This is a genomic window from Marinobacter sp. H13, assembly GCF_059072335.1.
In genome coordinates, this window is sequence record NZ_JCACRU010000001.1 from 2382143 (window position 1) to 2401568 (window position 19426).

Here is a 19426-nt window from a genome sequence, read left to right on the forward strand (position 1 = left end):
GGCTGTTAATTTGTTTTGCAATGCAGAATAAGATGTCGGTTAACTAGATTAAAGCTGGTATCGGATACCGCCATGCGATTCGCGATTTGAAACATTACTAATAAGTCTTTCATATTTGGTACGGATTTTGAAAAGACTTTCTGGTACTTGATTTCTGCAGCGATTAAAATAGCGCACTTTTGAAGACAGGCCTGATTTACGGGCGGGCGACGCGGTTGGAGGACGTCCCATTATGGCAGGAAAAAAGCAGATCTCACCCGAACTGAAAGTGGCATCCACTGACGGTGAGCCCGTGAAGCCGGAAAAAGACCGCAAGTTTGTCGAGGCCCTGTCCCGCGGCCTGGACGTGCTCCGCGCCTTCAGCCAGGGGCCTGTCATCCTGGGGAACCAGGACATTGCCCGCATCACCGGGCTGCCCAAGCCGACCGTGTCGCGGATGACCTACACCCTGACCAAGCTGGGTTACCTCAGCTACAACACCCAACTGGAAAAGTATCAGTTGAGTTCCGGGGTGCTTGCACTGGGTTATGCCTACGTGTCCAACCTCAAGGTTCGCCAACTGGCCAAGCCCTACATGGACGAATTCGCCCGCCAGACCAACATGTCGGTTGGCCTTACCTGCCGGGACCGGCTGCACATGATTTACGTGGAAAACCGCCTGCCACCGGAGGCGTCCCTGTTGCGCATGGACATCGGCCTGAAACTGCCCATGGCCACCACCTCTGCCGGCCGCGCCTACTACTGCGCCATCAGCGACAAGGCCCGCCTGGTAATCGACGACGCCATGGCCGCCAAATACGGTGACGACTGGCCAGAGAAAAAGGCAGGCCTGGATCAGGCCATGAAGGATTACAAGGAACACGGCTTCTGCCTGTCCATCGGCGAGTGGGACCGCAACATCAACTCCGCCGGCGTGCCCATCCATCTGCAGGATGGCACTATCATGGCTCTGACCTGTGCCGCACCGTCTTACCTGGTGCCGGCCGAAAAACTTCGCGGTTCCATAGCGCACCAGCTCGCAATGCTGGCAGGCGATATCGAATCGCTGGGTGTTTGATAACAGCCGTGAAGTAACGAAGGGAGGTGGCGAGCAGGCCCTACAGAAACCGTGCGGAGCCATGGATGGCGGAGCCGAGCGTACAAGGATGTATTCACAGCGTGTTTCTGTAGGGCCTGCTCGCCACCTCCCGACAAACTCCAAAACAAGAAACCGCAGAGGAACCCCTGCGGTTTTTTTGTGCCTGTAGTTTAATGGGTGGTTGAAACCACCAACGAACTTGTATTAAATCGTACGCATGTTTCGCTAGTTAAAATCATATTTCAGAAAGAACGCGAGGAGAAATCATGTCTGAGGTCGTTAGCTATAACCGGGAAGGCAACATCGGCGTTATTACCGTGAACTACCCGCCGGTAAACGCCCTCGGCCAGGCTGTTCGTTCCGGTCTGCTCGCAGCCCTGGAGCAGGGCCAGAAAGATGCCGAGGCCAGGGCGCTCCTGCTGGTTTGTGAAGGACGCACCTTTATTGCCGGTGCCGACATCCGTGAATTCGGCAAACCCATGCAGGAGCCCACGCTGCCGACACTGGTCAACACGTTTGAAAACAGCGACAAGCCGCTGGTTGCCGCGATCCATGGCACCGCCTTGGGTGGTGGCCTGGAAACCGCTTTGAGCTGTCATTACCGGGTTGCGATTAGCAGCGCCAAGGTAGGCCTGCCGGAAGTGAAGTTGGGCCTTCTGCCGGGTGCTGGCGGCACCCAGCGGCTGCCGCGCCTGACCGGCGCCCGCAAAGCCCTGGAAATGATCACCACCGGTGAATTTGTCGGCGCCAAGGATGCCCTGGCGCTGGGCATTCTCGATGCCGTCGAAGAAGGCGACGATATCCGCGCAGTGGGCATGGCCTATGCGCAGAAAGTAGTCGACGAAGGCAAGCCGGTACGTCGTGTTCGGGATATCACCGACAAAATCGAGGCGGACAAGGGCAGCGATGTCTTCGACCAGTTTCGTGACGAGCTGAAGAAACGGGCCCGGGGTCTTTTCTCCCCGTTCAAGTGTGTCGACGCTGTGGAAGCGGCGTTTAATCTGCCTTTTGACGAAGGCATGAAGCGCGAGCGGGAACTGTTCATGGAATGCATGGAATCGCCCCAGCGCGCCGGTCTGATCCATTCGTTCTTTGGGGAGCGTGAAGTCTCCAAGGTCAAGGGACTGCCCAAGGATACGCCTGTTCGTGACGTGAAGAGCGTTGGCATTATCGGCGCCGGCACCATGGGTGGCGGTATTGCCATGAACTTCGTCAACGTGGGTATTCCGGTGACCATCGTCGAAGTAAAACAGGACGCTCTGGACAAGGGCCTGGCCATTATCCGCCGCAACTACGAGAACTCCGCCAAGAAGGGCAAACTGACCCAGGAGCAGGTGGAGCACCGGATGGCGCTGATCACCACGAGCCTCACCTACGACGATTTCCGGGACGTTGACCTGGTCATCGAGGCGGTGTTCGAGAACATGGCCATCAAGAAAGAAATCTTTGCCAAGCTCGATGAGGTCTGCAAGCCGGGTGCGATTCTGGCGTCCAATACCTCAACCCTCGATATCGACGAGATTGCGTCTGCCACCAAGCGCCCGGAAGACGTGGTTGGTATGCACTTCTTCAGCCCGGCTAACGTGATGAAGCTGCTGGAGAACGTGCGTGGCAGCAAGACCTCCGACGAGGTCAAGGCCACGGTGATGGCGGTTGCCAAGAAGATCAAGAAAGTGGGCGTCATGGTGGGCAACTGCTACGGCTTCGTCGGCAATCGGATGCTCCACAAGCGCGGCACCGCAGCCATGTCCCTGGTGGATGAGGGGGCTACCCCGCAGCAGGTCGACAAGGTGCTGACCGATCTTGGTTTCCCCATGGGGCAGTTTGCGATGTCTGATCTTGCAGGGATCGATGTCGGCTATCGCATCCGGGAAGAACGGCGCAAGGCCGGTGAAGACATCCCGGCCAGCTGGATGGACAAGCTTGCGGAGCAGGGTCGCCTTGGCCAGAAGACCCAGGCAGGTGTATACAAGTATGAGGAAGGCAGCCGCAAGCCGATTCCTGATCCGGAAGTGGAGCAGCTGATCGAGCAGTTCCGCAAGGAGCAGGGGATCACGCCCCGGGAGATTTCCGACCAGGAAATCCTCGAGCGCTGCGTGTATGTGATGATCAATGAGGGCGCGAAGATCCTGGAGGAAGGCATCGCCGATCGTCCGCTGGATATCGACATTGTCTGGATCTACGGCTATGGCTTCCCGGCCTATCGCGGTGGCCCCATGTTCTGGGCCGATCAGGAAGGTCTGGACACCATTCTCTCAGCGGTTAAGAAGTACCAGGATACCGTTGGTGGCGAGCAGTGGGAGCCGGCGGCTCTGCTCGAGAAGCTGGTTGCTGAAGGCCGTAAGTTCGCTGACCTGTAACTTGGCGGGCGGGTCGCGGGGCGGGGTGTCTTTTCCTTTGGGAAAAGCAACTCGCTTTGCTCAGACATCTTTTCCCGGCGGAAAAGACACCCCGCCCCACGACCGGCTTAGCTGAGTGTTTAGGCTAACCCGACCTACATGTTTCAAAAATTGAGGGCATTGTTATGTCTGATGCAGTAATCGTCTCCACCGCGCGCACCGGCCTTGCGAAATCCTACCGGGGCTTTTTGAACAACACGCACAGCGTGGATATGGCAGGTCACGTTATCAAGCATGCTGTTGAGCGCGCAGGTATTGATCCGTCTATTGTTGAGGATGTGATCATGGGCGCGGCCTACCAGGAGGGCGCCCAGGGCCGGAATATTGCCCGTCTGGCGGCCATCCGCGCCGGTCTTCCGGTGACCACTGCCGGGTTCTCCATTAACCGGTTCTGCAGCTCGGGGTTGCAGTCCATTGCCCTGGCGGCACAGCGGGTGGTGTCCGAGAAAGTACCCGCCATGGTGGCCGGGGGCGTTGAGTCCATTTCCCTGGTGCAGAACGAGAAGATCAATAGCTTCCACGCCACCAACGAGTGGCTGATGAAGAACAAGCCCGAGCTGTACCTTTCGATGATTGAGACGGCGGATATTGTCGCCAAGCGCTACAACGTCAGCCGTGAAGCCCAGGATGAGTATTCGCTGATCTCCCAGCAGCGCACGGCGGCGGCCCAGCAGGCTAGCAAGTTTGACGATGAGATCGTGCCTTTCGATGCCACCATGCTGGTCAAGGACAAGGAAACCGGTGAGGTCAGTGAAAAGCAGGTGACCCTGAAAGGTGACGAGTGTAATCGCCCGAATACGACCCTTGAGGGCCTGGCGGGTCTGGAGCCGGTGCGTGGTCCGGAGCAGTTCATCACGGCGGGCAACGCCAGCCAGCTGTCGGACGGCGCCTCCGTTTGCACGGTGATGAACAGCACCTATGCCGAGAAGCACAACATTGAACCCATGGGTATTTTCCGTGGCTTCGCTGTGGCGGGTTGTGAGCCGGATGAGATGGGCATCGGCCCGGTGTATGCGATTCCGCGCCTGCTTGAGCGCAATGGTCTGACCATGGATGACATTGATCTGTGGGAACTGAACGAAGCCTTCGCGTCGCAGGTGATTTACTGTCGTGACCGCCTGGGCATTCCCATGGAGAAGCTGAATGTAAACGGCGGCTCAATTTCCATCGGCCACCCCTTTGGTGTTACCGGCGCCCGCCAGACAGGCCACGCCCTGATCGAAGGCAAGCGCCGTGGGGCGAAATACGTGGTGATCACCATGTGCATCGGCGGTGGCCAGGGTGCTGCTGGCCTGTTCGAGGTGGTTTGAAGCCGGCCTGTATGAGATCGGGGTCAGAAGAATGCTTTCTTTCGACCCCTTGTTGACCAAAAGGGGAAATGCATGGACAGACAAGCAAAAGCCGTCGTCTGCCGGGAATGGGGGCAGCCTGTTCAGGTGGAAACCATCACGGTGGAAGGTCCCAAGCGGGATGAAATCACCATCAAGATCGCGGCCTGCGGCGTTTGCCACAGCGATCTGTCCGCCACCACGGGTAAGATTCCCTACCCGCCTCCCCTTGTATTGGGGCACGAAGCCGCAGGCGTGGTTGTCGAAGTCGGTGAGGGCGTCACGGCCTTCAAGGAAGGCGACCATGTGGTGAGTACCTTCATATCCATGTGCGGCAAATGCAGCCAGTGTGTTCGTGGCCGCCCGGTGCTCTGTGAGAACGCCCGCAAGGCCATGTTCAACCTGCCGGATGGCACGGTCAGAACCAAAGGCGCGGACGGCGAGCCCCTGAACGTCTTCGGCGCCTGCGGCGTGATGGCCGAGTTCGCCACCATGCACGTGGACAACTGCGTGAAAGTGGACGAAACCGTGCCGATGCAGAACGCCGCCCTGGTGGGTTGCGCTGTGATGACCGGTGTCGGCGCTGTCTTCAATACGGCAAAGCTGGAGCCCGGCTCCCGAGCCGCCGTGTTTGGCATCGGTGGCGTTGGCCTCAACGCGATCCAGGGCTGCGTGACCGCCGGCGCCGAGATGATCGTGGCGGTGGACAGCAACCCCGCCAAGCTGGCGATGGCGAAAGAGTTTGGTGCCACCCACACCGTGAATATCAACGAGGTGGAGGACGCCGCCAAGGCTGTGAAGAAAATGACCGGCGGCGTTGACTACGCCTTCGAATGCGTCGGTGCCGGGCCGGTGGTGGAACAGGCCTACAAGAGTCTGGGCCGTGGCGGTACCGCCGTGGTCGTGGGTGTGGCAGATCCGAAGGACAAGACCTCGCTGACCACCCTCACCCTGCCGGCGGACGAGCGAACCTTGAAAGGCAGCTGGCTGGGTTCGGCAAGGCCGCAGCACGATTTCCCCAGGATCCTGGGTCTTTACAAGGCTGGTAAACTCAAACTGGATGAACTGGTTACCCGTACCTACACCATAGAAGAAGCCGCACAGGCGTTCGATGATATGGTGGCAGGCAAGAACGCCCGTGGCGTTATCGTATTTGAATGAAGGGGGAAGCATGAACGAGCTGAACAGGAACTACATCAACGGCCAATGGGTTAGCTGGGCCGGTGACATGATCGACGTTCACGAAGCTGGCACCGGTGACGTGATTGCCCGCGTTCCCGCCGCCGGCGCGGATGAAATGGAACAGGCCATTGCCGCCGCCGATGCGGCGTTTGAAAGCTGGTCGGAAAGCACCCTGGAAGAACGGATCAAGGTGCTGGAACAGCTGCACGCGGGCCTGAAAGAGCGCGCGCCGGAAATCGCCGAGACCGTCTGCCGGGAAGTGGGCATGCCCATCAAGCTGGCCACGCCGATCCAGGCTGGTATGCCGGCAGCCGTGACCAAGAGCTACCTGAAACTGCTGCCCGACTTCCCGTTTACCGAACAGTCCGGCAACTCCGAGGTGCAATATGCGCCGGTCGGTGTGGTTGGTTGCATTACCCCCTGGAACTACCCGTTGCACCAGGTGATCCTGAAAATCGTTCCGGCGATTGCGGCCGGTTGCACCGTGGTGCTCAAGCCTTCGGAGATCGCCCCCCAGACGGCGTTTATCCTTGCCGAGATCCTCGATGGCACAGACCTGCCCAAGGGCGTGTTCAACATGGTGTGCGGCTATGGTCATACCGTGGGTGATACCCTGATCAAGCATCCGGATGTGCGCATGGTGTCCTTCACCGGCTCCACCCGCACCGGCAACCTGATCGCCCACGCCGCAGCCGATGACTTCAAACGCTTTGCTCTGGAGATGGGCGGCAAATCCGCCTCCGTGATCCTCCCGGACGCCGACCTGGCGGCTGCTGTTAAAGGTACCATCAACAACTGCCTGCTGAACTCCGGCCAGACCTGCACCGCACTCACCCGCATGCTGGTTCCGGCCGACAAGCACGACGAGGCCTGTGAACTGGCCGCCGCTGCCGTGGCTAAAATGACCCCGGGTAACCCGCTGGAAGAAACCACACGGTTGGGCCCGCTGTCGTCTGCCCAGCAGCGTGACAAGGTGATCGACTACATCAAACTGGGTATCCAGGAAGGTGCCAAGCTCATCGCCGGTGGGCCGGAAGCGCCCGAGGGATGCGAGAAAGGTTACTTCGTCAAGGCGACCGTCTTCGGCAACGTAAAACCGGACAGCCGCATCGCCCAGGAGGAAATTTTCGGGCCGGTGCTGTGCGTGATCCCGTACAACGACGAAGCAGAAGCGGTGAAAATCGCCAACGGCACCCAGTACGGCCTTTCCGGTGCAGTCTGGTCCGGCGACGACGCCAAGGCCAAGAAAATTGCCAGCAAGCTGCGCACTGGCCAGGTATTCGTGAACGGTGGTGCGTTTAACCCGATGGCACCGTTTGGCGGCTTCGGCCATTCCGGTATCGGCCGCGAATTTGGCAAGTGGGGACTGGAGGAGTTTCTGGAAATCCGGTCTTTGCAGCTGTAAATGCCGATAGGCTGGGCTGCCGATCGGTGGCCCTGAGAGTTAGATCGGCCACGGGGTGGGGGTGTCTTTTCTGCCGGGAAAAAATGTCTGAGCGAAGCGAGTTGTTTTTCCCGGCAGAAAAGACACCCTCGCCTCGGGGCCAGCCCCCAAAGCCTGTAAGCCCTAGGCCTTCCCCCCAAGCAAAATCCGCACGGCCGTACAGGCATCCTCCAATTCTGCTTCCCTGGGTTCGCGTCCGGCGATGATGTCGCTGTAAAGGCAGGACTCTGCCAGTCTAATCATGAAGTAAGACAGGCTGAAGATGTTCATTGGTGGCTTGATATGCCCGGCCGCTACCTGGTCTTTCAGCATCCGCGTGTTGGTTTCGACCGTGCGAGTGTGCAGGATCGACTGGGACGAGGTGAGGATCTTCAGGGCATATTCCGGGTCCTGGTTGATGAATCGCCGCAGCGGCTCGAAGTGCAGGATCGCGGAGTTGGTGCGGCGGTACACGCCGACAATGTAGTCCACGCCAGTGCCGGGCGTTTCGGCCATGGCCTGTCGCCAAAGGGGTTCGTACAGGGACCAGAGAATCTCGCCGATCAGCAGATCCTTGTTGCCGACCCAGCGAAACAGGGTGGCGCGGCCAATTCCGAGCTCATCAGCCAGCGGCGCCAAGTGAATGCGCTCACCCTTGAGCCACATGCGACGTGCTCGCTTGAACGCCTCGGCCGGTGTTGCCCTGGTTACGGTTTTGTCTGCCACTGAAACCTCATGCCCGAATTTGGATTCATTTTAACGGCTAAACCCGGAGCCGGCTATGCGCGCGGTTCTGACGGCTTGTGATGGTTTTGTGAACTTTTCCGCCTACACTCTGCCATGAAAGCATCGAAAGCCTCCGGCAAATTCAGCGAAGCCCATCACCATGACGCGAACGGTACTGATTATTGAAGACAACCCCGGCATCGGTGAGCTGGTCCGTATGCAGGTTTCAGATCTGGGAATGAAGCCCGTGCTCGTGGACCGGGGGGACACCGGCCTGGAAAGGTTCCGTGAGGGCGGCGTCGATCTGGTTATTCTGGATCTGATGTTGCCTGGCCTGGATGGTTTGGCGGTGTGCCGCGAGATTCGTGCCTGCCCGGGCTATGTGCCGGTTCTGATGTTGACGGCAAAGAGCACAGAGCTGGATCGGGTCCTGGGCCTGGAGATGGGCGCGGACGATTACCTGACGAAGCCGTTCAGCGTGGCGGAGCTGGCAGCGCGCGTCAAAGCGCTTTTCCGACGGGTAGACGCACTCTCTCAGGCAGCGCCTGCCGGCGGTCAGGCTGATGAGATTGAGGTGGACGGGCTTCGGATTGATCCGGTTCGCCGGCGAGTGTTTGTGGATGATCGGGAAGTGGACCTGACCGCCCGCGAGTTCGACCTGCTCTGGCACTTTGCCTCCCATCGGGGCCGGGTGTTCAGCCGGGCGCAATTGCTCGATTCTGTGTGGGGTTACAACCATGAGGGCTACGAGCATACCGTGAACACCCACATCAACCGCCTGCGCAACAAGATTGAAGCCGATCCCGCCGACCCACGATACGTCCAGACGGTCTGGGGTGTTGGCTATCGGTTCATGGATTAGCGATGGCCCTGTCTGTCTTCCGCACCCTTTATGCCCGGCTGGCGATCGGTCTGTTCCTGCTGCTGCTCGTGGTGGGTGGGCTCTTTACCTTTCTGAGTCTGGCTTCGGTGAGGGAATACTCGGCTGCGGTCAACCAGCAGCTGAACCGCGACCTCGCCCGTAACCTGGTGTCTGACCGCAACCTGGTAACCGATGGCAAGCTCAACCGCGATGCCCTGAAGCAGCTCTTCGAGCTGTACATGACCATCAACCCCAGTATCGAAATCTACCTGCTGGATACCGAAGGTAATATCCTTTCCTACTCCGCCGACCCGAACAAGATCAAGCGCAACCGGGTATCCCTGGAACCGGTACGCACGCTGCTTGAAAACCCGGGCGCTTACCCACTGCCCGGCGATGATCCGCGCAGTCATGACCGGCGGAAGGTCTTCTCGGTAACGCCGGTGCCTTCGGCTGCGGATCCAACGGGTTATCTGTACGTGGTTCTGCGCGGCGAGGAGTACGACCTGGCCGAGAGCATGGTGCACAGTAACCGGCTCCTCCAGTTAGGCGCGGGCGCGCTGGCGGTGAGCCTGTTCGTCGGCTTGCTGGCCGGGCTGGTGTTCTTCCGGTTGCTGACGCGTCGGCTTTCGCGGCTGACCGAGCGGGTGGAATCCTTCGAGCGCGGCATGTCTCCGGAGCGCGCCGCCGCGGTGGCGGGCAAAGGCGATGACATTGATTACCTGGCCGCCCGGTTCGATCAGATGGCCCAGCGAATTGTTGCCCAGCTGGACCTTCTGAAACACAAGGATGCCCAGCGCCGGCAGCTGGTTGCCCAGGTCTCCCACGACCTTAGAACGCCACTGGCATCCATCCAGGGTTATATCGAAGCATTGCGCATGAAACAGGACACGCTCGCCGCCGAGGAGCGGGCACGTTTCCTGGATGTGGCCCTGACCGAAAGCCACCGGCTTGGTCGTCTTGTGGAGGAACTGTTTGAACTTGCCGCACTGGATGCCCGGGAGAAACAGCCGAAGACGGAACCGTTTGTGGTTGCCGAACTGCTGCATGACGTGGTGCAGAAGCACCAACCCGAGGCGGAGCGCGCAGGCGTTGCCCTGTCGATTGTTTCCGTCGCTCCGGTCCAGGTGCTGGCGGATATCGCCATGACCGAGCGGGTATTGGATAACCTGATCAGCAACGCCCTCAGCCATTCGCCGAAAGATACGGAGATCACACTGGGCGTTGTCGAACAGGCCGGGGGTGCGCAAATTACCGTCGCCGACGCTGGCCCCGGTATCGATGATGAGGACCTGGAGCACGTCTTCGAACCCTTTTATCAGGCCGCAGGTGCGTCCAGGACGGGCCATGCCGGTCTGGGGCTCGCGATTGCCCAGCGAATGGTGACGCTGCAGCAGGGAAAACTCTCGGTACGCAATGCCGATGGCGCCGTTTTCAGTGTCTGGCTGCCCCTGGCCCGCGACAGCTCGGTCGCGGGCGGCGAAAAATCCACAGCGTTATGAATTCGTAATGCCTGGTGAACGTTTTCGTGAATCCACCGCCCTACGCTGTAGGTATGGAATCACGTGAAGGAGATATCTGATGAAACGCAAGATTATGGGTCTGTTTTCCGCAGTGGCATTTGTCTCTGCAGTTGGTCTGTTCACCACCTACGCGGTTGCCGAAAAGTCGGAGTCGCAGATGAGCAAATACGCACCGGATCAACCGGGTCTGGCCGTGGCGACCTTTGCTGGCGGTTGTTTCTGGTGTGTTGAGGCCGGGTACGAAAAGCGGGTGCCGGGCGTGGTGGAAGTAGTCTCGGGCTATTCTGGTGGGAAAGAGGCAAGCCCCTCCTACAAGCAGGTTGCCTCGGGGCAGACTGGCCATACCGAAGCGGTACAGGTCTATTACGACCCCAACGAAATGACATACGAGGGCTTGTTGCAGGCGCTCTGGCGGATGATGGACCCGACCGATAATCAGGGTCAGTTTGTGGACCGCGGCCAGCAGTATCGTCCTGCTATTTTCTACCATAACGCTGAGCAGAAGCGCCTGGCCGAGGCGGCCGTTGCAGAATTGGAGGCATCCGGAGTTTACGAGAAACCCGTGGTGATCGAAATCGTGCCGTTTGAGAAATTTTACCCGGCGGAGGAATACCACCAGGATTATTACGACAAAAACCCGGTGCGCTACAACTTCTACACCTTCAACTCTGGACGCTATCAGTTTATCGAGAAGGTGTATGGCGAAGATTACGAGCTCGATTACACCCGGTTCCAGGAGAATGCCACAGTGGACGCCAGTGACGATCTGGTGGGCGATGAAAGCGCCAGCACAGAGCCCGGCCAGATGGGCGTTGGCTTCGATCCGGCAAGCTTTGAAAAGCCGGCTCAGGATGTCCTGAAGCAGCGCCTGACGGATATGCAGTACGAGGTGACCCAGGAAGACGGCACCGAGCCGGCGTTTAACAACAAATACTGGGACAACAAGAAGCCAGGACTCTACGTGGATATTGTCTCCGGCGAGCCGCTGTTTTCTTCACGGGACAAGTACAAATCCGGTACCGGCTGGCCCAGCTTTACCCGGCCGATCACACCAGACGCGGTGGTGGAACGTGAGGACAACTCGTTCTTCATGACCCGTACGGAAATCCGCAGCAGCCACGCGGATTCCCACCTTGGCCATGTCTTCAACGATGGCCCTGCGCCAACCGGACTACGCTACTGCATGAACTCCGCGTCTATGGACTTTATCCCGCTGGAGAAGATGGAAGAGGCAGGTTATGGCAAATGGGTTGATGACGTCAGACCAGAGAGCGACGCCTGACTCACAACCACAAATCCGCCACCCGGGTGTCCCGGCTGAAATGGTGCAACACCTGGGCCTGCAGGAGTTCAGCCGTGGCAACCGCATCAATCAGGGCGTTGTGGGCGGCATAGTGAGGCAGCCCATAACGCAGCCGGCTATCAGCCAAGCGAATCGACACGGGCTTCTTCCCCAGCAGTTGTTGCCAGCGTGACGGGTTTCGGTCCGGGTGCAGGTGAGCCTCAATGGCCATGGTATCGATCAACGGAAACCGGATTCCTTCCCCCAAGCGCCATTGCAGGGCAACGTCGAAGAACGATCTCTCGATGTTGCGGTAGTGAACCACGGGGATACGCCCATTCAGGCTGGCAAACAGATCCTTCAGGATATCGTTCAAATCCGGGGCCTGGTCGATATCACTGTGGGTAATGCCGTGGATAGTAATCGAGGTCTGGTGTAGCGGGAGCTTGGGCCGCACGATCCAGTGGCGGGCTTTGCCCAGCTGGATGCCGTCGAGCGTAAACGGCACCAGACCGATACTGACAATCGAATGTTGATTGGCGTCCAACCCGGTGGTCTCGAAATCGAGCGCGACAAAGGGCACCTCGGATAAGGGCGTCTCCGGCGACACACACCCACTCTCGTAATAGGCTTTAAGAATCGGGGACTTGCTCTGCTCCGCCAGGGCCTTGAATTGCTCGGGCCATGGCAGGCGTGTAACAGAATTCTCGGCCTGCTCCTCACTAGACATTACGGGCCACCCCGGCGTGATACCGGAATTTCAGGAACTTCTGGGCACCGCTGACTACCTGGAACGCATCCTTGAGATGGCTGCGCTCAAACGGTGAAAGGTCTTCGGGCCGTACGTTGTTGTCCGGCTGCCGGTCAGCCTCGATTGCCAGGGCCTGGTGTCGGATACGAACGATGGAGATAAACTCAAGCGCATCCCTCAGGTTGCCCAGATCGTCGTCCAGCAGGAGCTTGGTGTTGCCAATGGCTTTCAGTCGTTCGAACGAGTTCTGTGCACGGGAGCCGCAGGCCAGGGCATGAACCCGGATCAGATCCGACAGGGGCGCTGTTCCGCGACGTTTCAGGTTGAAGGTCTTCTGGTGCTTGCCATCCTCTTCCAGCACGAAAGTCCGGAAAAAGCCGATCGGCGGCGTGCGGTTCAGGGCGTTGCGCGCCAGCATTGCCAGGAACCGCTGGCTGTTGCTGGCTTTGTCCGCCACCAGTGTCTTGAGCTGTTCGGCAAAGTCGGTCTCGCCGTAGATGCCATCCAGATCAAAGAAAATATTGCTGTTTAACAGAGCCTCGGCTTTCGGATTATCAATCCAGTCGGTGAAGTAGTCCTTCCAGACGCGCAGTGGCTGCCGCCATTTCTGGTTGGTGGCCATGATGTCGCCGGTGCAGTAGGTATAGCCGCACTCCGCAAGGCCATCGCTGACAAATTTCGCCAGCGCCAGGAAGTATTCGTCGTGTTCTTCCGGCACAAAGCTGTCGTCCAGGATCATGGCGTTATCCTGGTCCGTGACCACCAGCTGCTCGTCCCGCGCCATGGAGCCGAGGGCCAAAAAGCAGTAGGGCACGGGTGGGGGGCCGAGTTTCTCCTCGCCCAGCGCCAGCAGACGTTGTGTAAAGCTGCGCCCGATGCCGGCCATGGCACTGCCAATCATGTGGGAGTTGGCATCTTCGTTCACCATGCGAACAAAGCTGTCCCGCACATCCAGGCTGATCTTCTTCAGCCCTTTTACATCCTGCTGATGGTAGATGTTGCTGACCAGGTATAGGCTGCTCTGACTCTCGTACTTTACGATGTCAGACAGCGCAATCACCCCGCGAACCTCATCCCGATCCATCACCGGAAGATGGTGCACATTGTTGTGCAGCATGGTGAGCATGGCCTCGTATATGAACATGTTCGAGCGGATGGTGATCAGATCCTCCGACATGATCTCGCTGATCGGAGTTTCCGAGGCCAGGGCTTCGCTAAGGGCCCGGGTGCGCAGGTCCCGGTCGGTAATGATGCCCTTGAGCAGGGGCTTTTCACCTTCCTCGTCCATCAGCAGCAGTGCGGAGACGCCGTTTTCGGTCATGATCCGCGCCGCTTCCTGCAGGCGAACGGTGTGGGGCGCTGATACCGGCTCCCGGGCAATCAACCGGGTAACCTTGGATGTCATCAGTTGGTTGGACTTTTCCCGACGGGAAACGGCAGAGCGCAGGCGACTGCGGTCTTCAATCTCGACGAAATCGGCGAAGTTGTCGTCATTTTCCCACAGGTACTGGAAGATTTCTCCCGGAATCTTGTAGACCAGTGTGTCTTCCAGGGCTTTTGCCGGAAATCGCACTTTCCGGTTCATCAGGAGGCCAAACTGGCCGAATATTTCGCCTTCGCTGATGCGGTTATACAGCTCGCCCGAACGCCGATAGATTTCTACCGCGCCACTGCGCACGTAATAAAGCCAGTTACTGGGCTCGCCGAATTCCAGGATCTGGCTGCCGGCCTTGAAGTAGACTACCTCAATACCGCCCACCACCCTGTCGAGCAGCTCCTCGGTCATCTCGTCAAACGGCGAGTATTGAGCCATGTGATTGCGGATGTCGACCAGCTCGGCCTGCATAAAACTCCCTGTTTTGGCGAAGAAAAAATGATTGTCAGTCATGGAATATAGCAGTGGCAGAGGCCTGCGACCATGTCGACCTTTGATGGATTTCATTGACCGCTTACCCCGGTGTTGCTAGCCTTGCCACACTTTTTTCAGGTGCCCGTCGCAAAGCGCGACGGGTGAAACGGGAAATCGGTGAGCCTGGTCACGCCAGTGCAAGTCCGATGCTGCCCCCGCAACGGTAAGCAGGACAACGGCAATCTGTGCGCCACTGTGTCGCCAAGACATGGGAAGGTGATTGCCCGGGAACCCAGAGTTCCGCCTGCCAGCCCGGAGACCGGCCTGGAAAAACACCCGATGTTGCGGTGGGCAACCTGGGTGGGTGATATGCCGGTTCCGCATTCCTGACACCAGTCTACCGCCTGCCCCCATTCCCTGTTCCGCAACAAAACCCAGATTCCCGTGCGGGTGCGCGCGGAGTGCGGAGCAAGTTTCATGTTCAGAATTCAAAGCCCTGTTTTACTGGCCGGCGTTGCCATGGCCGCCCTGCCTCTGGCCGTTTCGGCCCAGTCTGCCCCTGAATCCGATGCCCTGGATCCCATCGTGGTTACCGCGACACTGGGGCCGAAGACCGTTGGGGAGAGCCTGTCTTCGGTTACGGTCATCGAGAAGGAGGATATTGATCGGCAACAGCCCGCGGAATTCCGCGACCTGCTGCGCGCCCAGCCGGGGATCAACGTGGTGTCGGACGGCAGTTACGGCAAGACTACCAGCGTATTCCTGCGTGGCGCTGGCAGCTCAGGTACCGTGCTGCTTCTCGATGGTATCCGCCTGCGCTCGGCCTCTGCGGGTATCCCACCCTGGCAGTTTTTGCCTCCCGAATTGATGGAACGGGTTGAGCTGGTGCGAGGTGCGAAGAGTTCCCTCTACGGTGCCGATGCGGTGGGTGGTGTCATCCAGGCGTTCACCCTGGAACCGGAGGCCGGGCGCCAGGGTTGGGGCGAGCTGAAAGGCGGTTCCCATGAAACCCGTGAGGCAACGGCCGGGCTGGCTGGCCGGGAAGGCCGTTCGTCGTTCCTGGCCGGTGGCGTTTATTCGGATACCGATGGCACGAACCTGCGTGCTGGCGGCGAGGACAAAGGATTCCGGAACGCTGGTGGCCTGGCCAAACTGAGCCACAGTTTTGACCAGGGCGGCGGCGCAGGACTGACGGTTTTCCAGTCTGAAGGTAATACCGAGTTTGAAGGCGGTGATACCGATTTCCTGATTCGTGCCATGGGGCTGCATCTGGAAGCGGTTGCCAGTGACTACTGGCGTACACGTATCCAGTTCTCGGAAGCTCGCGACGAACAGGATACCTTCGGAGCCAATCCCAGCACGTTCGACACCCTGTCTCGCTCCGCGCGCTGGGAAAACACCCTGACGGCCGGTGTTCATGAGCTGGTTCTGGGTACGGAGGTCATGCTTGACGAAGTGGATGGCACCAGCAATTTCACAGAAGACAGCCGGACCAACAGCGCGGTTTTCGGTCAGGGCCGTTTGAACTTTGATGCCACCGATCTGATGCTCAGTCTGCGTCTGGATGACAACGAGGCCTATGGCAAAGAGGAGACTGGCGGTGTGGCCTTCGGTCACCAGCTGGACCGCGCCCATCGCTTTCGCCTCAGCTATGCGACATCGTTCCGGGCACCCACCTTTAATGACCTTTACCTGACGGTGCCGTTCTACACCGGTAATCCTGACCTCGATGCGGAAGAGGGGCAGATGGTCGAAGCCGGTTTCTCCGGGCGATATGACCGGTGGTACTGGGACATTGCGCTTTATCAGAACGACGTGAAAGACCTGATTACCTACGTGTCGGACCCGGTGACCTTTGAGGGCACCATGGAAAACGTCGAGACGGCCAGAATCCGTGGCGTTGAGGTTTCTTCCGGTATCGAGACGGCTGACTGGAATCTGGCGGCAGCAGTAACCTACGCGGATACCGAGAATCGCGATACCGGCGCCCGTTTACCACGCCGCGCGGAAAAAAACGTGCGTCTGGATATTGATCGCCTGTTCTCCCAGTGGTCGGTGGGCGCCAGCTTTATTGCCGAGAGTGACCGCTATAACGATGCGGCAAATACCAGTCTGCTGCCGGGCTATGGCACGGTAGACCTGAGAGCGGCCTGGAATTTCCAGCCTGGCTGGTCGGCCTCATTCAAGGTCGATAACATGCTGGATCGTCGGTATGCCACCAGCATCGGATATGACAGTGCGACCTTCGCGCCCTTTGATTATCTGGCCGCCGGACGAACCTTCATGGCCTCGGTGCGCTATGATTTCCAACAGTAAATTCATTGATCTGAGAGGCTCCCGCCCTCTATGAGGCACCTATGGCTCGCTGCACTGTGTGTACTGTCTCTGCTTGCGCCCTCGTTGGCGCAGGCCCAGGGACCCTGCGTACGCGATGCACTGAACCAGAAGGTATGCCTGGCCGAGCCAGCGCAGCGTATTGTTTCTTTGTCACCGGGTGCCACTGAGCTGTTGTTCTCCGCCGGTGCCGGCGAAAAGGTCGTTGCGGTGAGTGCCTGGAGCGACTACCCGCCAGAGGCGGAGAACTTACCGCAGGTGGGCGACAGCAATCGCCTGGACCTGGAAGCCATTGTTTCGCTGGCACCGGACCTGGTGGTGGCCTGGGTGGATGGCAATTCCCGCAGCCAATTGGAACGGCTGTCTGACCTTGGTATTTCCGTATTCTGGCTAGCCCCGCGAACGTTTGACGACATTGCCGCGGCGGTATCGGATCTGGCGTTGCTGACGGGTTCACCGGATCTCGGCAATGAGCGGGCCGAAGCGTTTCGTGCAGAAATAGTCAAACTTAAAGCTCAGTATGCCGATGCCAGACCGGTTAAGGTGTTCTACCAGATATGGGACCAGCCACTGATGACCGTGAACCGGGACGAGCTGATCAGCAAGGCCATAACCCTGTGCGGCGGAGTGAATGTGTTTGGCGGGCTGCCACGGCTGGTGCCCCGGATCAGCCGGGAGGCGGTTCTCGAAGCCAACCCTGAAGTCATTATTACCGCCGGGTCGTCGGACGACAGGCAGTGGCTGGAAGCCTGGCGCGAGTTTCCGGGCCTGGCAGCGGTAGCCGCCGGCAACCTCTTCCTCGAACCGCCGGACCTTCTGGCGCGCCCCACGCTACGTATGGCAGACGGCGCCAGGCACCTGTGCCAGACCCTGGAGCAGGCCCGTGCCTATCTCTAGCCCTTACAAACCTCTCCTCATTCTGCTGCTGGCGGGCTTTCTGGCGGCACTGCTCTCCGTCAGCATTGGCAGTACGTCCATCGGTTTTGGTGACACTCTGAGGGTGATCACCGGCAGTGGCACCGAGTTGCAGCAAACGCTGATTCTGGAGCTGCGCCTGCCTCGCACCCTGAGCGCGTTCGCAACTGGCGGATTGCTGGCCGTGGCCGGGGCACTGATGCAGGTATTGTTGCGAAATCCCCTGGCCGATCCTTATGTGTTGGGGCTTTCTGGTGGCGCGGCAGTGGGTGCGTTATTGGCCATGCTGGCCGGCGCTGCCGGTTTTCTGATATCCGGCTCCGCGTTTGCAGGTGCCATGCTGGCCACCCTGCTGGTGTTTGGTCTGGCTCACGGCAGTGGCAGCTGGACCCCATCGCGGCTGTTGCTTACCGGTGTGGTGGTCGCCGCCGGCTGGGGCGCCATGATTACCCTGATCCTCTCGATGACCCCGGCCAGCCGATTGCCGGGCATGCTGTATTGGTTGATGGGCGATCTTTCCCACGCCGCCACTCCGTGGCCGGGACTGATCATTCTTGTGCTCGTATGCCTGATGGTGTTTCCGCTCGGCCGGGCCCTGAACGTGCTGGCACGGGGCTCCCTGCAGGCGGCGGCGCTGGGCGTTTCGGTGCGGCCACTGGAATGGTCGATCTACCTGATGGCCAGCCTGCTGACCGCAGCCGCCGTCACCATGGCCGGTTCGGTTGGTTTCGTTGGCCTGGTGGTACCGCACATGTTGCGGCTGGTGCTGGGCAACGACCAGCGCCTGATTCTGCCGGCCTGCGCACTGGCGGGCGGTACGCTGCTGGTGCTGGCGGATACCCTGGCGCGGGTGGTGATTGCGCCGGAGCAGTTGCCGGTTGGGGTGATCACCGCGCTGATCGGCGTCCCGACCTTCCTGTACCTGCTGTATAGGAGCCGATGATGACACGCCTGGCAACCGAAGCGCTGATTATCGACATTCCGGGCCGCAGCTCAGGCGTTCCCCTGAATCTGGCCATCGAACCGGGACAGGTCTGGGGCGTGCTGGGCCCTAACGGTGTGGGTAAAACCACCTTGCTCCATACTCTCGCAGGATTGCGGGAGCCCAGAAGCGGAAAGCTGCTGCTTGATGGAACGCCGTTGGACGGCATCCGCCGCAAGACCGTATCGCAACGCATGGGCCTGGTATTTCAGGACCGGCAGGATGGATTCCCGGCAACGGCACTGGAAACCGCCCTGATCGGCCGCCACCCCTGGTTATCGCCTTGGCAGATGGAGAGTGGTGATGACCTCGCGATTGCTGAAAGGGCTCTAATAGAGCTGGACGTGATCCACCTGAAAGATCGCCTGGTAAACACCCTCTCCGGCGGTGAACGCCAGCGGGTAGCCATTGCTACCCTCATGACCCAAAGCCCCGAAATCTGGCTCCTGGACGAACCCACCAATCACCTGGATTTACAGCACCAGACCGCCGTTATGAAGCTGCTGCGCCAGCAGGCAGCGTGCGACCGGGGCGTGTTCATGTGCCTCCACGACCTCAACCTGGCTGCGCGATGGTGCGACCAGATCCTCCTTCTGTACCCCGACGGTCAGGCCTGCTGGGGACCGGCCCGCGACATTCTGGTGACTTCTGCACTCGAAAGCCTGTTTGGCCAGCGTTTGCTATCTGCCGAACTGGATGGTTTTCCGGTGTTTGTGCCGGGCTGAAGTGTGAGGCTTTATCCTCGAGCCCGTTATTGGTTATATAGTCACTCAAATCCCCAACAAGGCCATC

The 19426-nt window shown here is 59.3% G+C and carries 15 protein-coding genes and 1 riboswitch; of the genes, 12 read left to right on the top strand and 3 right to left on the bottom strand.

Annotation, left to right across the window (positions count from 1 at the left end):
• Positions 1-232: 232 nt before the first annotated feature.
• From AC5JQH_RS10995 to AC5JQH_RS11015, 5 genes are all read left to right on the top strand, one after another.
• A complete protein-coding gene (locus AC5JQH_RS10995) occupies positions 233-1057 on the top strand; it encodes an IclR family transcriptional regulator (protein WP_053113655.1) in 825 nt (274 codons plus the stop codon).
• A 287-nt stretch (positions 1058-1344) separates the two neighbouring features.
• Entirely contained in the window at positions 1345-3438 is a 2094-nt protein-coding gene (locus AC5JQH_RS11000; protein WP_493805585.1) for a 3-hydroxyacyl-CoA dehydrogenase NAD-binding domain-containing protein, read from the top strand.
• Positions 3439-3602: 164 nt separating this feature from the next.
• Positions 3603-4787 carry an acetyl-CoA C-acyltransferase gene (locus AC5JQH_RS11005; RefSeq protein WP_008177056.1) on the top strand — a complete coding sequence of 395 codons (1185 nt, stop codon included), beginning with the start codon at positions 3603-3605 and terminating at the stop codon, positions 4785-4787.
• 72 nt (positions 4788-4859) lie between these two features.
• On the top strand, positions 4860-5966 hold the full coding sequence (locus AC5JQH_RS11010; protein WP_008177059.1) for a zinc-binding dehydrogenase: 1107 nt from the start codon (positions 4860-4862) through the stop codon (positions 5964-5966).
• A gap of 10 nt (positions 5967-5976) precedes the next feature.
• A complete protein-coding gene (locus tag AC5JQH_RS11015) occupies positions 5977-7392 on the top strand; it encodes an aldehyde dehydrogenase family protein (protein ID WP_008177061.1) in 1416 nt (471 codons plus the stop codon).
• A gap of 162 nt (positions 7393-7554) precedes the next feature.
• Here the strand turns inward: AC5JQH_RS11015 and AC5JQH_RS11020 are convergent, their stop codons facing one another.
• Entirely contained in the window at positions 7555-8136 is a 582-nt protein-coding gene (locus AC5JQH_RS11020; RefSeq protein ID WP_014579065.1) for a QsdR family transcriptional regulator, read from the bottom strand.
• Positions 8137-8296: 160 nt separating this feature from the next.
• Between AC5JQH_RS11020 and AC5JQH_RS11025 the strand changes: the two genes are divergently transcribed.
• The 3 genes from AC5JQH_RS11025 to msrB all read left to right on the top strand — a co-directional run bounded on the left by AC5JQH_RS11025 (position 8297) and on the right by msrB (position 11803).
• Entirely contained in the window at positions 8297-8998 is a 702-nt protein-coding gene (locus tag AC5JQH_RS11025; RefSeq protein ID WP_092031318.1) for a response regulator transcription factor, read from the top strand.
• Positions 8999-9000: 2 nt separating this feature from the next.
• Positions 9001-10500, top strand: a complete 1500-nt coding sequence (locus AC5JQH_RS11030) for a sensor histidine kinase (RefSeq protein WP_092031316.1) — start codon at positions 9001-9003, stop codon at positions 10498-10500.
• Between the two features lie 79 nt (positions 10501-10579).
• Positions 10580-11803, top strand: coding sequence for a peptide-methionine (R)-S-oxide reductase MsrB (gene msrB, locus AC5JQH_RS11035; RefSeq protein ID WP_008177071.1), 1224 nt, complete (start codon positions 10580-10582; stop codon positions 11801-11803).
• A 1-nt stretch (position 11804) separates the two neighbouring features.
• Here msrB and AC5JQH_RS11040 read toward each other — a convergent pair whose 3' ends face one another.
• Positions 11805-12533, bottom strand: coding sequence for a 3'-5' exonuclease (locus AC5JQH_RS11040; protein WP_008177073.1), 729 nt, complete (start codon positions 12531-12533; stop codon positions 11805-11807).
• The gene (locus tag AC5JQH_RS11045; protein ID WP_493805975.1) at positions 12526-14400 is read right to left on the bottom strand and encodes a putative nucleotidyltransferase substrate binding domain-containing protein; all 1875 of its coding nucleotides are present in this window, start codon (positions 14398-14400) and stop codon (positions 12526-12528) included. The genes AC5JQH_RS11040 and AC5JQH_RS11045 overlap by 8 nt, the downstream gene beginning before the upstream one ends.
• A 122-nt stretch (positions 14401-14522) precedes the next feature.
• A riboswitch (cobalamin riboswitch) is annotated at positions 14523-14745 on the top strand.
• Between the two features lie 135 nt (positions 14746-14880).
• On the opposite strand from AC5JQH_RS11045, the gene AC5JQH_RS11050 reads away from it, so the two are divergent.
• Genes AC5JQH_RS11050 through AC5JQH_RS11065 form a run of 4 tightly spaced genes read left to right on the top strand, consistent with a single transcriptional unit; the run spans position 14881 to position 19359 of the window.
• On the top strand, positions 14881-16719 hold the full coding sequence (locus AC5JQH_RS11050) for a TonB-dependent receptor plug domain-containing protein (RefSeq protein WP_053113671.1): 1839 nt from the start codon (positions 14881-14883) through the stop codon (positions 16717-16719).
• Between the two features lie 30 nt (positions 16720-16749).
• Positions 16750-17634 carry a cobalamin-binding protein gene (locus AC5JQH_RS11055; RefSeq protein ID WP_288367871.1) on the top strand — a complete coding sequence of 295 codons (885 nt, stop codon included), beginning with the start codon at positions 16750-16752 and terminating at the stop codon, positions 17632-17634.
• Entirely contained in the window at positions 17621-18595 is a 975-nt protein-coding gene (locus AC5JQH_RS11060; protein WP_092031308.1) for a FecCD family ABC transporter permease, read from the top strand. Before AC5JQH_RS11055 ends, AC5JQH_RS11060 begins: the two co-directional genes overlap by 14 nt.
• Positions 18595-19359 carry an ABC transporter ATP-binding protein gene (locus tag AC5JQH_RS11065; RefSeq protein WP_493791243.1) on the top strand — a complete coding sequence of 255 codons (765 nt, stop codon included), beginning with the start codon at positions 18595-18597 and terminating at the stop codon, positions 19357-19359. Before AC5JQH_RS11060 ends, AC5JQH_RS11065 begins: the two co-directional genes overlap by 1 nt.
• Positions 19360-19426 lie beyond the last annotated feature (67 nt).

Coding starts and splice junctions, on each gene's coding strand:
- AC5JQH_RS11050 (WP_053113671.1), top strand. CDS start 14,881: ATGTTCAGAATTCAAAGCCCTGTTTTACTGGCCGGCGTTGCCATGGCC.
- AC5JQH_RS11000 (WP_493805585.1), top strand. CDS start 1,345: ATGTCTGAGGTCGTTAGCTATAACCGGGAAGGCAACATCGGCGTTATT.
- AC5JQH_RS11025 (WP_092031318.1), top strand. CDS start 8,297: ATGACGCGAACGGTACTGATTATTGAAGACAACCCCGGCATCGGTGAG.
- AC5JQH_RS11040 (WP_008177073.1), bottom strand. CDS start 12,533: ATGTCTAGTGAGGAGCAGGCCGAGAATTCTGTTACACGCCTGCCATGG.
- AC5JQH_RS11030 (WP_092031316.1), top strand. CDS start 9,001: ATGGCCCTGTCTGTCTTCCGCACCCTTTATGCCCGGCTGGCGATCGGT.
- AC5JQH_RS11055 (WP_288367871.1), top strand. CDS start 16,750: ATGAGGCACCTATGGCTCGCTGCACTGTGTGTACTGTCTCTGCTTGCG.
- AC5JQH_RS11005 (WP_008177056.1), top strand. CDS start 3,603: ATGTCTGATGCAGTAATCGTCTCCACCGCGCGCACCGGCCTTGCGAAA.
- AC5JQH_RS11045 (WP_493805975.1), bottom strand. CDS start 14,400: ATGCAGGCCGAGCTGGTCGACATCCGCAATCACATGGCTCAATACTCG.
- AC5JQH_RS10995 (WP_053113655.1), top strand. CDS start 233: ATGGCAGGAAAAAAGCAGATCTCACCCGAACTGAAAGTGGCATCCACT.
- msrB (WP_008177071.1), top strand. CDS start 10,580: ATGAAACGCAAGATTATGGGTCTGTTTTCCGCAGTGGCATTTGTCTCT.
- AC5JQH_RS11010 (WP_008177059.1), top strand. CDS start 4,860: ATGGACAGACAAGCAAAAGCCGTCGTCTGCCGGGAATGGGGGCAGCCT.
- AC5JQH_RS11065 (WP_493791243.1), top strand. CDS start 18,595: ATGACACGCCTGGCAACCGAAGCGCTGATTATCGACATTCCGGGCCGC.
- AC5JQH_RS11015 (WP_008177061.1), top strand. CDS start 5,977: ATGAACGAGCTGAACAGGAACTACATCAACGGCCAATGGGTTAGCTGG.